This is a genomic window from Sphingomonas lycopersici (genome assembly GCF_026130605.1).
GTDB classification, from domain to species: domain Bacteria; phylum Pseudomonadota; class Alphaproteobacteria; order Sphingomonadales; family Sphingomonadaceae; genus Sphingomonas; species Sphingomonas lycopersici.
In genome coordinates this window covers 232,566-247,182 of sequence record NZ_JANFAU010000001.1, presented here as the reverse complement: position 1 = coordinate 247,182, position 14,617 = coordinate 232,566, and the positions used below count along the sequence as shown (strand labels likewise).

Below are 14,617 nucleotides of genomic sequence, written 5' to 3'. Positions count from 1 at the left end.
GGCGACGGATCATGCGCGCATAGTGTCGCGTTCGGGCGCTCGACGCCAGCTTCGTGCCGTGGCCGGTGATCAGGCTGCTATGGGGCGAAGTGCGCCGCGGCGCGCAAACCGCCGCCGTCGCGGTCGCGCAGCAACAGCCGGCCGCCGTAGAAACGCAGCAGATCGGCGGCCGCGGCCAGGCCCAGCCCGGTGCCGGGCGTATCCGGATCCAGCCTTTTGCCCACCGCCAGGACCGCCTCGCGCTGATCGGCCGGGATGCCCGGGCCGTCGTCGCCGATCTCGATGCCGTCGGGCGCGCCGGTGATGGTGATGCGCCGGTTCGCCCATTTGAAGGCATTGTCGATCAGGTTGGAAAGGATCTCGGCGAGATCGCCGGGATCGCACGGAAGGCGCAGTCCGGCGGGCACCGCGATCTCCACCGCGATCTTGCGATCGGCGTGGAGGCGCTGCAGCGCCTCGACGATTTGCGCGAGCAGCGGGCGGACCTCGGTGAGCGTGCCCGCGCCGCGCGTCCCGGCGGCGGCGGCGCGCGCGAGATGATAGTCGATCTGGCGCTGCATCACCGCGCAGCGCTTGAGCAGGAATTCGCTGGCGCCGGCGTTCCCCGTCAGGCGGAGCTGCTCGGCCTCGTCGATGATCAGCGCGAGCGGGGTGCGCAGGTTGTGCGCCAGATTGCCGGATTCGGTGCGCGCGCGGGTGATGAGCTGCGCCTGTCCGTCGAGCAAGGCGTTGAACCGCCCGACGATCGGCATGAATTCGCTGGGGACGTGCGGATCGAGCCGCTCGGTCTCGCCATTGCGCAGGCGCGCCACATCCTCGCCGAGCCGCCGCACCGGTGTCAGCCCGAAACGGACCAGCGCCGCCGCCCCCGCGAGCAAAAGCAGCCCGACTGCGGTCATCGACAGGATGAGATCCTTGTGGAAGCGCGCGACCTGTTCGTCGAGCAATTGCTGGCTCGAGGCGATGCTGAGGGTAAGCGGGCGCCCCGCGACGCGCGTGTGCATGCTGCGCATCCGCACCGCCTCGCGCGCGACGCGGCCGCTTTTCCAGCCGTCGTCGGTCGCGGGGACGATCGAGAGATCCCCGGCCAGCGACGGGGAGCGCAGCCGCGCGCCGCTGCCGTCGATCTGCCAGTAGAGCCCGGAACGCGCGAGGTTGAACTGCGGATCGGACAAGGGCTGCGTGACGCGCGGTCGGCCCTGCGCGTCGATCGCGATCAGCGCGCGCAATTCGCCGAGGTGGTGATCCAGCTCGCTCTGAAAGCGATCGGTGGTGTGGACGCGGTAGAGATTGCCGATGAACAAGCCGGCGAGCAGCACCGCCAGGATCACCCCCACCGCCGATCCGACGATCAGCCGGAAACGCAGGCTGTTGCGCCACCCCTCGCTCATGCCGCGAACCGATAGCCGAGCCCGCGCACCGTGACGACATGCTCGCGCCCGATCTTGCGGCGCAGCCGGCCGACGAGCACTTCGATCGCATTTTCGTCGCGCTCGCTGTGGAGCTGATAGAGATTGTCGAGGATGCTCTGCCGCGTCAGCGTCCGCCCGGCGCTGTAGAGCAGCAGTTGGAGCAGGCGGAACTCGGTGGCGGTCAGCGCGAGCGGCGTATCGTCGAGCCACGCCTCGCTGGTGGCGGTGTCGATCGCGACCCGGCCGGCGGCGACGCGCGTCGCGCTATGCCCCGCCGCGCGGCGCGCCAGCGCGTGGAGCCGCGCGACCAGTTCCTCGGTGCGCACCGGCTTGACGATGAAGTCGTCGGCGCCCGCGTTGAGCCCCTCGACCTTTTCCTTCCAGCTGCTGCGCGCGGTGAGGATCAGGATCGGGGTGGCGATTGCGCGCGCGCGCAACGCCCGCACCAGCTCGATCCCCGACATCCCCGGCAATCCGACGTCGATCACCAGCACGCTGAACCCGTCGCTCGCGAAATCGAGCGCATCCTCGCCGTTGTCGAGCGATTCGCACGTCATGCCGTGACGCGTCAGATTGGCCGTCACGCGCGCCGCCAGTTCGGCCTCGTCTTCCACCAGCAGGATTCGCATTGGCGGTTTTCTGACAGGATTCTGACAGTTTGCGAAGCTAGTCGGCGCCCCGAGGACACGAAATCCGGGGGAAACGGTCATGGCTCGCAACCGGCATCTGGCGTTGCTGGCGCTGCTCGGCAGCCTCTCCGCCTGTTCGGGCGGCGAAAGCGGCGCGGGGAATGCGGCGGCGCCCGCGCCGGCGGGGCTGTCGGCGCTGTCGGCGGCGGAGATGACGCGGCTCGGCATCCGCTTCGCCCCGGTCGAGCGCGTGAGCGACCTGCCGATCGCCACCGTCCCGGCGACGCTCGCGCCGCCGCCCAATGCGCGCGTCGCGGTCGCCGCGGTGATCCCCGGCGTCGTCACCCGGACCCTGGTGGTGGAGGGCGATAGCGTCCGTCAGGGCCAGCCGCTCGCGGTGATCGCCGCGCGCGAGATGATCACGCTGGCGGCGGGGATCGAGCAGGCGTCGGCGCGCGTCGCGGTGGCGCGCGCCAGCGATCGCCGGCTCGGGCAGCTTGCGCGCGAAGGCGTGATCGCGGGCGCGCGCGCCGACGAGGCGCGCGCCGCATTGCGCGAGGCGGAGGCCGAGTTGAGCGAGCGGCGGCGCACCGTGCGGCTGGTCAACGGGGCGCCGGCGAGCGGCAGCTATACGCTCACCGCGCCGATCGCGGGCAAGGTGACCAAGGCGACGATCCAGACCGGCAGCCCGGTCAGTGAGGCGACCTCGGCCTATGTGATCGACGCGACCAGCCGCTACGAACTGACCGCGCAGCTTCCCGAACGGCTGCTGGGACAGGTCCGCCCCGGCATGACGGTGCGGCTGCCCGGCGACGTGCGGGGCGAGGTGACCAGCGTCGGCCACGCGCTCGATCCCGAGACGCGCTCGGCGACGCTGCGCGCGCGGGTGCCGGCGGGCGCCGGGGTGGTATCGGGGCGGGCGCTGCCCGCGACGCTCTTCGCCCCCGCGCCGGCGGGTGCGATCGCGGTGCCGGCGCGCGCGGTGGTCGAGGTGAAGGGCAAGCCGAGCGTCTTCGTCCGCGCCGGCAAAAGCGTCGCCGTGCGCGCGGTGCAGACCGGCGACCGCGCCGACGGCCGGATCGTGATCCGCGACGGGCTGCGCGCGGGCGAGCAGATCGCGGTCGCCGGGATGAGCGAGCTCAAGTCGATCGCGGGGCACGACTGATGTTCCGCGCTTTGGTCGCCTGGTCGCTGTCCTACCGGCTGTTCGTGCTGGCGCTGACGCTGGTCGTCGCGGGGCTCGGCGCCTGGGCCTATGCGACATTGCCGGTCGACGCCTATCCCAATATCGCGCAGACCCAGGTCAAGATCATCCTCAAGGCCCCGGGCATGACCCCCGAGGAGGTCGAGACGCGGGTGATCGCGCCGCTCGAGCAGGAGATGCTCGGGCTGCCCAATCAGGCGATGCTCCGCTCGACCGCCAAATATGCGATCGCCGACATCACGATCGACTTCACCGACGGCACCGACATCTATTGGGCGCGCCAGCAGGTCGGCGAGCGCCTCTCCGGGGTGATGGCGGAGATGCCGCGCGGCGTGGAGGGCGGAATGGCGCCGATCTCCACCCCGCTGTCCGACGTGTTCATGTTCACGATCGACGGGCCGCTGTCGCTCGCCGAGAAGCGCGAATTGCTCGACTGGACGATCCGCCCGGCGCTGCGCACCGTCCCCGGCGTCGCCGATGTCAACGCATTGGGCGGGCATGTCCGCACCTATGAGGTGCGCCCCGATGCCGTCGCGCTCGCCGCCGCGCGGCTGTCGGTCGACGATCTCAAGACCGCGATCGAGCGCGGCAACCGCAACGACGGGGCGGGGCGGATCGCGGCGGGCGAGGAGGCGCTGATCGTCCGCGCGGTCGGCGCGATCCGCGACGCGCGCGATATCGAGCAGATGGCGGTCGTCGCGCGCGAAGGGCGGATCGTGCGGGTCGGCGATGTCGCTAGCGTCGGGGCGGGGTCGCTCACCCGGTACGGCGGGGTGACCGCGCACGGCAAGGGCGAGGCGGTGCAGGGGCTGGTCATCGCGCTGCGCGGCGCCGACGCGCGGCTGGTTGTCGACGGCATCCAGGCGCGCGTCGCCGAATTACAGAAGGCGATGCCGCGGGGGACGACGCTCACCGTCTTCTACGATCGCTCCGATCTGATCGGCCGCGCGGTGCATACGGTGCAGAAGGCGCTGATCGAGGCGACATTGCTCGTCGTCGTCCTGCTCATCCTGTTCCTCGGCGATTGGCGCGCGGCGGCGATCGTCGCCGCGACCTTGCCGATGGCGGCGCTCACCACCTTCCTGTTCATGCGCGCGATGGGGCTGTCGGCCAATCTGATGAGCCTCGGCGGGCTGGCGATCGCGATCGGCATGCTGGTCGACGGCGCGGTGGTGGTGGTCGAGAATGTCGTCGACCGGCTCAATCATGCGAAGGACGAGGCCGCGCCGCGGCTCAACATCGTGTTCCGCGCCACCGCCGAGGTGATCGTGCCGGTGTCGGCCGGGCTGGTCATCATCGCACTGGTCTTCCTGCCGTTGCTGTCGCTGCAGGGGTTGGAAGGCAAGATGTTCGCCCCCGTCGCGCTGACGATCATGTTCGCGCTCGCCGGATCGCTGCTGCTTGCGCTGACCCTTGTGCCGGTGCTCGCCTCGTTCGGGCTCAGGAGCGGGCATCATGCCGAGCCGTGGATCATGCGCCAGCTCGGCCCACGCTATGCCGCGCTGCTCGAAGGCGCCTTCGCGCGCAAGAAGCTGGTCTATGGGCTGGCGGGGGCGGCGCTGGTGCTGGCGGGGCTCGCTTACGGCGCGGTCGGCAAGACCTTCATGCCGACGATGGACGAGGGCGCGGTGGTGATCCAGATTGCCAAGCTGCCCAGCGTCGGGCTCGATCGTTCGCAGGCGCTCACCACCCGCGTCGAGCAGGAGCTGATGAGGCAGGTGCCCGAAGTCACCGGGGTGATCTCGCGCACCGGCACCGACGAGATCGGTCTCGATCCCATGGGGCTCAACGAAACCGACCTGTTCGTCACGCTCAAACCTTCGGCCGAATGGCGCGGCGACCGCGCGTTCGTCGTCGCTGAAATGCGCAAGGTGCTGGACGGGATGCCGGGGTTCGATCCCAGCTTCACCCAGCCGATCGAGATGCGCGTCGCCGAGATGCTGACCGGCGCGCGCGGCGATCTGGCGGTCAAGATCTTCGGCCCCGATCTCGCCACGCTCGCCGATCTCGCCGGCAAGGTGCAGCGCATGCTGCAATCGACCCGCGGTGCGGCCGAGGTGCTGACCGTCGCCAACGAGACGATCGACTATCTCCAGCTCGATATCGACCGCGCCGCCGCCGGGCGCGCGGGAATGCCGGTCGACCAGTTCGAGGATATGTTGCGCGCGCAGCTCGAGGGGCTTCCCGCCGGTATCGTCAACGAGGGGCAGAAGCGCATCCCGGTGATGATCCGCAGCGACGACGGCGCGCGCGAGGATGCGACGCGCTTCGCCGATCTCCAGCTCACCACCCCGACGGGCGAGCTGGCGCGGGTCAGCGATCTCGCGCGGATCGAAAAGACCGCCGGGCCGATCCGGCTCGATCACGAAAGCGGCTCGCGTTATGCCTTGGTGCAGGCGTTCGTCTCGGGGCGCGATCTCGTCGGCTATGTCGACGATGCCAGAGCCAAGGTCGCGGCACAGATCGCGCTGCCGCCGGGCTATCGGCTCGAATGGGGCGGGCAGTTCGAGAACCAGCAGCGCGCCGCGGCGCGGCTGATGCTGGTGATCCCGGTGGCGCTGCTGCTGATCTTCCTCGTGCTCTATCTCACGCTCAAGTCGCTGCGCGGGTCGCTGCTGATCCTCGCCAATATTCCGTTTGCCGCGGTGGGCGGGATCATCGCCTTGTGGCTGACGGGGGAATATCTGTCGGTGCCCGCATCGGTCGGGTTCATCGCCTTGCTTGGCATCGCGGTGCTCAACGGGCTGGTGCTGGTCGCCTATTTTCGCCAGCTCCGCGAAGATGGGCTGCCGATGGCCGAGGCGGTGCGCAGCGGGGCCGAGCGACGGCTACGCCCGGTGATGATGACCGCGTGCATCACCGCCTTCGGGCTGGTGCCGCTGCTGTTCGCGACCGGGCCGGGCTCCGAGATCCAGAAGCCGCTCGCGATCGTGGTGATCGGCGGGCTCGTCACCTCGACCTTGCTGACGCTGGTGCTGCTCCCGATCCTCTATGAGCGTTTCGGCGAAAGGTCCGCCGCATGAGCCGCGTGGTGCTGACCCTGTTCTGCGGCGCGCATGACGGCGAGGCGATCGCCGCGGCGTTGCGCGATTGCCTGCACCTGCCGGTCCACCAGCGGCGCGAGGCCGTGCTCGGCCGCGATTTCGACGATGCGGCGACCGGCGAGCGCGTCGCCGGGACGCTCGCGCGCGTCGCGGTGGAGGTGGAGCTCGCCGCCGCGCGGGTCGAGGAAGCGCTGGCGGCGGCGACGCAGGTGCGGCGGCGGCTGCCGTTTCGCTGGCGGACGGTCGCGATCACGGACGGGGGGCGGGTGGCATGAAATGGGCGTGGCTGCTGGTGGCGGGCGCCGCCGTCCCCGCGCAAGCGCAAACCGGCGATCTGCCGCCGCACGATCTGGTGATGCGCGCGCTCGATGCGCATCCGGGGGTCGAGGCCGCGACCGCGCGGGTCGATGCGGCGCGGGCGGACAGCGAGGCGTTGCGCCGCGGGCCGCACGAGATCACCGCGCAGGGCACGGTTTCGCGTCGCACGGTCGATCGCGAGGGGCGCTATGCCGAATATGACGCAACGGTCAGCCGCGCGTTCCGCCTGCCGGGCAAGGCGGCGCTCGATCGCCGCGCCGGGGCGCTCGGGGTCGATATCGCGCAGAACCGGATGGAGGATGCGCGGCATCAGGCGGCGCTGACGCTCGCGACCTTGTGGTACGATTGGGTGCTGGCTAGCGAATTGCACCGCAATGCGGCGGCGCTGGTCGCCAACCAGCAGGCGCTGGTCGCGGCGACGCGGCGCCGCGCCGCGCTGCGCGACGCGGCCGAGCTCGACGTGCAACAGGCGGCGGCGAGCCTTGCGCTGGCGCAGGCACAGGCGGGCGACGCCGCGGCGTCGCGCGATCGCGCGCGGTCGCTGCTCGCGACGCGCTTTCCCGACCTGCCGTTGCCGGCCGAGGCGCCCGCGCTGCGCGAGCCCTCGGCGTCGAACGAGGATCTGCTGCAATTGCAGCGGCTGATCGTCGAGCGCAGCCACGAGATCGCCGCGGCGGCGGGGACCGCCGAGCGCCAGTCGGTGGTCGCTCGTCGTGCGCGCGCCGATCGCATCGCCGATCCATCGCTCGGGGTGCGGCTGTTCAGCGAGCGCAGCGGGCAGGAGCAGGGCGCCGGCCTGTTCGTCGCGTTGCCGCTCGGCGGCGGGCATCGCCGCGCTCTGGCCGATCGCGCGGCGGCGGAGGCAAGCGCGGCGCGTGCCGAACAGGTGATCGTCGAGCGCGACGTTGCGGGCAATGCCGCTGCCGATGTCGCGGAGTTTCGCGCGCGCCACGTCGCGTGGCTGGCGAGCCGCGAGTCGGTACGCCATGCCGAGGCAAGCGCGGCGCTGGCGGGGCTCGGCCAGCGGCGCGGGGCGATCGACCTTGCCGATCGTCTCTATGCCGATCGGCAGGCCAATGAAGCGCGCGCGCAGGAACTCGCGATGCGTGCCGCCGCGGCGCGGCTGATCCTCAAGCTGCGGATCGACGCGCATAGTTTGTGGATCGAGTAGCGCGCGGGGATCCGGGTTACGGTTCGGCCGCGACGAGCGCGCGCAGCGTCTCGATCCGGTCCGCCTCGCGCGGGAGCTTGTCGGCGCGGATGCGGTGGATGCGCGGGAAACGCATCGCGAGGCCGGATTTGTGCCGCTTGCTCGCGTGGATCGAATCGAACGCGATCTCCAGCACGAGGCTGCGATCGGTTTCGCGCACCGGGCCGAAGCGATTCACCGTATGCGTGCGGACGTGGTGATCGAGCCATTTCAGCTCGGCGTCGGTAAAGCCCGAATAGGATTTCCCCACCGGCAGCAATTCCGCCCCGGCATCGGGGTCTCCGTTCCAGCAGCCGAAGGTGAAATCGGAATAATAGGATGACCGGCGGCCGTTGCCGCGCTGCGCATACATCAACACGCAATCGACCAGCAGCGGATCGCGCTTCCACTTGTACCACAGCCCCATCGGCCGGCCCGCGAGATAGGGGCTGTCGCGGCGCTTCAGCATCACCCCCTCGATCGCCTGATCGCGTGCCTGATCGCGGATCGCGGCGAGCGCCTCCATCGAGGTCGCGGGAACGATCGCGCTGAGATCGAACCGCGCGGGGTCGAGCCCGGCGGCGAATTGCTCCAGCCGCGCGCGCCGCGCGTGCCACGGCAGCGGGCGCAGGTCCTCGTCGCCGATCAGCAGCAGGTCGAACAGGCGCACGAAGGCGGAGGATTCCTCCAGCATCTTGCGTGACACCGTCTTGCGGTTGAGCCGCTGCTGCAGCGCGTTGAAGCTCGCCGCGCCGCCCTCCTCGCCGCCTTGGAAGGCGCCGCGCACGAGCAATTCGCCGTCGAGCACCACCGGCGTATCGAGCGCGCCGAGCAGCTCGGGAAAGCTGTGCGAGATATCGTCGCCCGATCGCGAATAGATCCGCGTTTCGTCGCCGTGGACGATCTGCGCGCGGATCCCGTCCCATTTCCACTCGACCGCGTAGAGATCGAGATCGACCGCGGTGTCGCCGATCGGATGGGCGAGCATGAACGGCCTGAACTGCGGCGCGCCGGCGGCATGCGGCGGCGGCGCGCGGCCGGTCGCCCAGTCGAACAGCGCGGCATAGGGCGGGTGCTGGCCGTGCCAATATTCCTCGACGTCGGTGACCGGCACGTCGAACGCCTGCGCGAACGCGATCTTCGCCAGCCGCGTCGATACGCCGTTGCGCATCGCGCCGGTGGCGAGCTTGAGCAATGCGTAGCGGCCGTTGGCATCGAGCCGATCGAGCAATGCCGGCAGCGCGCCGTAGACCGTCGCGCGCGTCATCGCCGAAAGCAGCCCGACCGCCTCCGCAACGGTCGGCGGCGTGCCGGGGAGCGGCGGGGCGGGCCACAACAGGCTCACCGTTTCGGCGGTGTCGCCGACATAATCGCGCGACAGCGCGAACAGCACCGGATCGACGCGCTCGACCGCCAATTGGCGGATGACCGCCGACTTCACCGCCGGAAAGTCGAGCGAATTGGTCAGCCCCGCCAGCGCCCAACCGCGATCGGGGTCGGGGGTGCGCTGAAGATAGGCGGCGATCAGCGCCAGCTTGCCGTTGCGCGACCGTGTATAGGTGAGCGCGTCGAGCAACTCGGCGAACGCCTCCACCTCAATCGTCCTCGTCGAACATGCCGGCCAGCGCCAGCGCGCGCGCCGGCCGCTGCTGCAGTTCGCACCAGCGCAACAGCCCGTCCTCGCGGCCGTGGGTGATCCAGGTTTCGGCGGGATCGACCTCGGCGATCGTCTGCGTCAGCTCGGTCCAGTCGGCATGATCGGAGATGACCAGCGGCAGCTCGACGTTGCGCTGGCGCGCGCGCTGTCGCACCCGCATCCAGCCCGAGGCGAGCGCGGTGATCGGATCGGGCAGCCGCCGCGCCCAGCGATCGTTGAGCGCGGCGGGCGGGCACAGCACGATCTGGCCCTTGAGCGCTTCCTTCGTCGTATCCATCACCAGCGCGATCGGCCCGAGCGGCACGCCCTGTTCCTCGTACAACCGGCACATTTGCACCAATGCACCGTGGAGATAGATCGCCTCGCCATATCCCGCCCGGCGCAGCTCGGCGATGAGGCGCTGCGCCTTGCCGAGCGCATAGGCGCCGACGAGGACGCAGCGATCGGGGTTGCGCGCGCGCGTTTCGAGCAGCCGCGCGATTTCCTCTTCGATCGGCGGGTGGATGAACACCGGCAGGCCGAACGTCGCCTCGGTGATCAGCACATCGCACGCGGCGGGCACGAACGGCGCGCAAGTGGGGTCGGCGCGGCGCTTGTAATCCCCCGTCACGATCACGCGCTCGCCGGCGTAACGCAGCAATATCTGCGCCGAGCCCAGGACATGACCCGCCGGGAGGAAGGTCGCGCTGACCCCGCCCGCCAGCTCGACCGTGTCGCCGTAACGCACTGCGACGGTGTCGCGCGCCGCGCCGTAGCGCAGCGCCATGATCGCCAGCGTCTCGGGGGTGGCGAACACCTGCTGGTGGCCGCCGCGCGCGTGATCGCCGTGCCCGTGGGTGACGAGCGCGCGCTCGACCGGATCGTGCGGATCGATCCAGCAATCGGCGGGCGCCACCCACAGCCCCGACGCGCCGGGCCGGACCCAGGAACAGTCGCGCGGGCCGCTCACCAATGCGGCCTGCGAGCCTTTGTCACGCACGGCACGTCCAGCACTCCCTCAGGTGACCGACCTAAGGAACAGACGTGACATGGCGCGGTTCCCTGACGCGGACCGCGCCGTGAATCGGGGCAGCGATCGGGCGCCGGCGAAACCTCCCGACGACCGGATCGTCGGGAGGCGGAGATCATCGAACGGTCGGATGATGATCAGGCGAAGCGAACCTTGGCCTGCCCGCGGCGCTTGTAGCGCATCGCGCCCGCGACCGCGCCGAAGCCGAGGATCATCAGCCCCCAGGTCGCCGGTTCGGGGACCCCGGCGGCGATCGGGGTGAAGGAAATCACCCCGCCGTAGCTCGAAAAGAGCTGCGCATTCTTATAGCCGATCGACAGCGTGTGCGATCCCGCGCCGATCGATTGCGCGATCGTCTGCAGTTCGAAGATACCGCTGCTGATCTTGTCGAACGAAATGCCGTCGAGCGTCACCGAGGTGAAGTCGAGGTTGGTCAGCGTGATCTTGAGCCCGAGCGACCCGACGAAGCCTTGGAGAGCGCCGCTCGTCGGCACGGTGAAATTGTAGAGATCGGTGCCCGAACGCGCGGGATTGGCGTTGCCGAAAGCCCCCGTCAGCGTGCCCGCGATCGGAACGAGGTTGATCGTCGTCGCGGCCGAGGCCGGAGCGGCGGTGACAAGCGCGGCGGCGGCCGCAGCAGTAGCGAAAGCGATTGTGCGCATTGTGTATTTCTCCCGGTGTCGGCGCGATTTGGCTATATTTTTCAGTTAATTGAAGATTCATTTTTCGGTGCTCGATCCCGAAAAGAGACAGTCGGTCCCCGCCGGCTGGTCGTGCCGGTGGGGCTGTTTTCGCCGCATGTCGGGGGCTTCGTGCCCCGCCCGTCGCAACGGGCGCCCGCGCGCCGCGTTCTAGGAACCCGGATCGATGAAAGGCGAGGCCATGCGATTGTACCTGCGCATCCTTGGGTGGATCGTCGCCCTGCTCGGACTGTTCTTTGCCGTCGCCGGCGCCGAACTCGCGTGGCTCGGCGGCTCGCTTTATTATCTGCTCGCCGGACTGGCGATGATCGCGGCGGGGATCCTGCTCAGCCGGAGCGATCGGCGCGGGGCGTTGATCTATGCGCTGGTCTGGCTCGCCACCTGGCTTTGGGCGGTGTGGGAAGTCGGGTTCGACGGGCTCCAGCTTATCCCGCGCGTCGTCGCGCCGACCGTGCTGATGATCCTCGTCGCATGGCCCTGGCTGTGGCGAAGCGCGACCCGGCCCCCTGCGAGGAGAATGGCGGCGACGGCGGTGATTGCGGGACTGGTTCTTGCCGGCGCTTATGCCGCATTCGCGCCCCGAACGCTTAGTGCGCAGGCCGCCGTATCCGCCGCGACACCGAAGCCGTCGACCGGCGACTGGACGCATTATGGCGGGACGCTCGCCGGGGATCGTTACTCGTCGCGCGCGCAAATCACCCCGGCCAATGTCGGGCAGCTCCAGCTCGCCTGGACCCACCGCACCGGCGATCTGGTGATGCCCGATGAGGCGGTGAAGCATCTGCGCGAATATCATTCGGAGGCGACCCCGATCCACATCGGCGGCACGCTCTATACCTGCACCCCGCACAGCTATGTCGAGGCGATCGACGCGACGACCGGGGCGGCGAAATGGCGCTGGCACACCGACGCCGACATCACCGGCAACAGCTATCTCGTCTGCCGCGGCGTCTCTTATTACGAGGCGCCGGCGGGCACGGCATGCGCGCACCGCATCTTCGCGCCGACCTTCGATGCCAAAATGTACGCGCTCGACGCCGATACGGGCAAGCCGTGCGCCGGCTTCGGCAAAGGCGGTTATATCGATCTGCGCGACCAGATGGGCGTATCGCCCGCCGCGTTCCAGATCAGCACCTCGCCCCCGGTCGTCGCCAACGGCCGGCTGATCATCGGCGAGCGGATCATCGACAATGTCGGCGTCGACGAGCCCGCCGGGGTGGTGCGCGCTTACGATCCGATCTCAGGCGCGCCGGTGTGGGCTTGGGACATGGGGCGCGGCGACGATGCGATCAAACCGCTGACCGGTGACGCAATCTACACCCGCGGGACGCCCAATGTCTGGGGCGCGATGACCGCCGACGCGGCGAACGGCATCGTCTATCTCGGCACCGGCAATGCGACCCCCGATTACTGGATCGGCCGGCGGCGCCCGTTCGACGACAAATATGGCACGTCGATCGTCGCGCTCGATATCGCGACGGGAAAGATGCGCTGGCACCGCCAGCTCGTCCACCGCGACATGTGGGATATGGACGTCCCCGTTGGGCCGTCGCTGGTCGATCTGCCGCTGCCCGGCGGCGGCATCGTGCCGGCGCTGGTCCAGACCACCAAGATGGGGCAGGTCTATCTGCTCAACCGCCTGACCGGGGCGCCGCTCGCCGCGATCGTGGAGAAGCCGGTGTCGACGCGCGGCGGGATCGGCGACGAGGCGATGTCGCCGACCCAGCCGTTCTCGGTCGGCATGCCGTCATTCACCCCGCCCGCGCCGAGCGAGACGACGACCTGGGGCGCGACCCCGATCGACCAGCTGATCTGCCGCATCCAATTCCGCAAGGCGCATGCGGCGGGCATTTATGCACCGATCGGCACGACCGACATCATCGGCCACCCCGCGTTCGACGGCGTGACCGATTGGGGCGGCGGGGCGGTCGATCCCGAACGCGCGATCTTCACCGTCAACACGATGGAAATGCCGTTCCGCATCCGGCTGGTGCGCGCAGACAGTGCGCAAGGCCAGAAGATGATCGCGGCGGCCGCGAAGGGCGGCGAGAATGCCAAGGCGCCGATCTATTACCAGCAATTCGGCACGCCCTATGTCGCGGTCGTCCAGGCGTGGATCGGGCCGTTCGGTGCGCCGTGCAGCGCCCCGCCGTGGGGCAAGCTCACCGCGGTCGATCTCAAGACGCGGCAGGTGATGTGGACCAGGGTGTTGGGCACCGCGCGGGATACCGGGCTGTTCGGCAGCCACCTGGGGTTTCCGCTCAAGACCGGGGTTCCCAATCTCGGCGGGTCGATCATCACGCGCGGCGGGCTGGTGTTCATCGGCGCGACGACCGACCAATATCTGCGCGCCTTCGATCTTCGGACCGGCGCGGAACTGTGGAAGGCGCGGCTACCCGCCGGCGCGCAAGCGACCCCGATGACCTATCAGGGGCGCGACGGGCGGCAATATGTCGTGATCACCGCCGGCGGGCACGGCGCGCTGGGCACGCGATATGGGGATTATACGCTGGCGTTCGCGCTGCCAAAGACCACGTAGCGCGGCTCAATCCGCGTCGTCGTCGGCAAGCCAGGCCGCGAAGGCGCGATCGTCGAAGCGCGTCGTGCGGGCGCCCATCCGCGCGTTCATGATCGCCAGCGCCGCCGCGCCGTGCGCGCTGTCGAGAGCGACGACGCCATTTTCGGGCACCCACAAACTATAATCCCGCATATGCGCGTCGGCGGCGGTAAACAGGACGCAGATTTCGGTCGCGATACCGGTCAGGATCAGCCGCCGCACCCCCAGCTTGGGGAGGAGCACCGCGAGGTTGGTCGAATAGAAGCCCGAGAATTGCGGTTTGATGATGAAGAAATCGCGCTCGCGCGGCTCGATCGCGCCGCCCGCGAGCGCGGGGCGCGCGGCGGCGATCAAGCGATCGCGGTCCGAATGCCACTGCCCGAAATTGTCGTTGACGTAGATCGTGGGGACGTCGTGGGCATCGGCCTTCGCCCGCAACCGGGCGATGACCGCGGCTGCGGTTTCGGCGGCGGGGCGGACGCGATCGGCCTCGGCGAAATCGAACGGATTGATCATATCGATCACGAGCAACGCCGCGCGGTCGCCCGGCTGATCGCGATGCGGCGCGGACGGGGCGCTTTCCGGCTGCGCGTTCATTCGGTGGCGGCTTTCCCGGGGTGCAATCGCTTGCGGTGTGCGCGAGCCGGCCCGCTGGCGCTCGGCGAATCGCGATCAACATCGGGGATCTGTTTCATCGGCTGGCCTTTTCGGTGGGCGATTGGGGTCCGCCGGGGGGCGGCCCGAAATCAAACCGGCCGGCGCGACGCTGGTTCCGGCTGCCGTGCGCCATCGCGTGATCGCAAATTCCTTTCGTTTTTAATCCCTAACCCGCATCATGCCGGCGGAGGGGTCGGCGTGCCGCCCTGCCGTTGCGCCGGCTCGGGCGAGACCGCCGGC

11 protein-coding genes are annotated in these 14,617 nt (G+C 69.6%); 5 read left to right on the top strand and 6 right to left on the bottom strand.

What is annotated here, in order from left to right; genetic code table 11:
* Positions 1–77 precede the first annotated feature (77 nt).
* Both NED98_RS00985 and NED98_RS00980 read right to left on the bottom strand, forming a co-directional pair.
* Positions 78–1,391: a sensor histidine kinase gene (locus NED98_RS00985; protein ID WP_265311515.1), complete on the bottom strand. Its 1,314-nt coding sequence runs from the start codon at positions 1,389–1,391 to the stop codon at positions 78–80.
* Positions 1,388–2,041: a response regulator transcription factor gene (locus NED98_RS00980; protein WP_265311514.1), complete on the bottom strand. Its 654-nt coding sequence runs from the start codon at positions 2,039–2,041 to the stop codon at positions 1,388–1,390. The genes NED98_RS00985 and NED98_RS00980 overlap by 4 nt, the downstream gene beginning before the upstream one ends.
* A gap of 79 nt (positions 2,042–2,120) precedes the next feature.
* Between NED98_RS00980 and NED98_RS00975 the strand changes: the two genes are divergently transcribed.
* Genes NED98_RS00975 through NED98_RS00960 form a run of 4 tightly spaced genes read left to right on the top strand, consistent with a single transcriptional unit; the run spans position 2,121 to position 7,778 of the window.
* Positions 2,121–3,206, top strand: a complete 1,086-nt coding sequence (locus NED98_RS00975) for an efflux RND transporter periplasmic adaptor subunit (protein ID WP_265311513.1) — start codon at positions 2,121–2,123, stop codon at positions 3,204–3,206.
* Entirely contained in the window at positions 3,206–6,268 is a 3,063-nt protein-coding gene (locus NED98_RS00970; RefSeq protein WP_265311512.1) for an efflux RND transporter permease subunit, read from the top strand. Before NED98_RS00975 ends, NED98_RS00970 begins: the two co-directional genes overlap by 1 nt.
* Entirely contained in the window at positions 6,265–6,564 is a 300-nt protein-coding gene (locus tag NED98_RS00965) for a DUF3240 family protein (protein WP_265311511.1), read from the top strand. The genes NED98_RS00970 and NED98_RS00965 overlap by 4 nt, the downstream gene beginning before the upstream one ends.
* A complete protein-coding gene (locus NED98_RS00960; RefSeq protein WP_265311510.1) occupies positions 6,561–7,778 on the top strand; it encodes a TolC family protein in 1,218 nt (405 codons plus the stop codon). Before NED98_RS00965 ends, NED98_RS00960 begins: the two co-directional genes overlap by 4 nt.
* A 16-nt stretch (positions 7,779–7,794) precedes the next feature.
* Here NED98_RS00960 and NED98_RS00955 read toward each other — a convergent pair whose 3' ends face one another.
* The 3 genes from NED98_RS00955 to NED98_RS00945 form a co-directional block, all read right to left on the bottom strand.
* Positions 7,795–9,390, bottom strand: a complete 1,596-nt coding sequence (locus NED98_RS00955) for a cisplatin damage response ATP-dependent DNA ligase (protein WP_265311509.1) — start codon at positions 9,388–9,390, stop codon at positions 7,795–7,797.
* Between the two features lies 1 nt (position 9,391).
* On the bottom strand, positions 9,392–10,432 hold the full coding sequence (locus tag NED98_RS00950) for a ligase-associated DNA damage response exonuclease (protein WP_265311508.1): 1,041 nt from the start codon (positions 10,430–10,432) through the stop codon (positions 9,392–9,394).
* Between the two features lie 167 nt (positions 10,433–10,599).
* Positions 10,600–11,124, bottom strand: a complete 525-nt coding sequence (locus tag NED98_RS00945; RefSeq protein WP_265311507.1) for an FxDxF family PEP-CTERM protein — start codon at positions 11,122–11,124, stop codon at positions 10,600–10,602.
* A 205-nt stretch (positions 11,125–11,329) separates the two neighbouring features.
* On the opposite strand from NED98_RS00945, the gene NED98_RS00940 reads away from it, so the two are divergent.
* Positions 11,330–13,702 (top strand): membrane-bound PQQ-dependent dehydrogenase, glucose/quinate/shikimate family, encoded by a 2,373-nt coding sequence (locus NED98_RS00940; RefSeq protein WP_265311506.1) that lies wholly within the window; start codon positions 11,330–11,332, stop codon positions 13,700–13,702.
* 6 nt (positions 13,703–13,708) lie between these two features.
* Here the strand turns inward: NED98_RS00940 and NED98_RS00935 are convergent, their stop codons facing one another.
* Complete coding sequence (locus tag NED98_RS00935; RefSeq protein ID WP_265311505.1) at positions 13,709–14,317, bottom strand: cysteine hydrolase family protein; 609 nt, start codon at positions 14,315–14,317, stop codon at positions 13,709–13,711.
* Positions 14,318–14,617 lie beyond the last annotated feature (300 nt).

What these genes read in the sequence shown, in the direction of transcription:
- NED98_RS00965 (WP_265311511.1), top strand. Translation starts at nt 6,265, where the DNA reads ATGAGCCGCGTGGTGCTGACCCTGTTCTGCGGCGCGCATGACGGCGAG.
- NED98_RS00985 (WP_265311515.1), bottom strand. Translation starts at nt 1,391, where the DNA reads ATGAGCGAGGGGTGGCGCAACAGCCTGCGTTTCCGGCTGATCGTCGGA.
- NED98_RS00945 (WP_265311507.1), bottom strand. Translation starts at nt 11,124, where the DNA reads ATGCGCACAATCGCTTTCGCTACTGCTGCGGCCGCCGCCGCGCTTGTC.
- NED98_RS00970 (WP_265311512.1), top strand. Translation starts at nt 3,206, where the DNA reads ATGTTCCGCGCTTTGGTCGCCTGGTCGCTGTCCTACCGGCTGTTCGTG.
- NED98_RS00940 (WP_265311506.1), top strand. Translation starts at nt 11,330, where the DNA reads ATGAAAGGCGAGGCCATGCGATTGTACCTGCGCATCCTTGGGTGGATC.
- NED98_RS00975 (WP_265311513.1), top strand. Translation starts at nt 2,121, where the DNA reads ATGGCTCGCAACCGGCATCTGGCGTTGCTGGCGCTGCTCGGCAGCCTC.
- NED98_RS00960 (WP_265311510.1), top strand. Translation starts at nt 6,561, where the DNA reads ATGAAATGGGCGTGGCTGCTGGTGGCGGGCGCCGCCGTCCCCGCGCAA.
- NED98_RS00980 (WP_265311514.1), bottom strand. Translation starts at nt 2,041, where the DNA reads ATGCGAATCCTGCTGGTGGAAGACGAGGCCGAACTGGCGGCGCGCGTG.
- NED98_RS00935 (WP_265311505.1), bottom strand. Translation starts at nt 14,317, where the DNA reads ATGAACGCGCAGCCGGAAAGCGCCCCGTCCGCGCCGCATCGCGATCAG.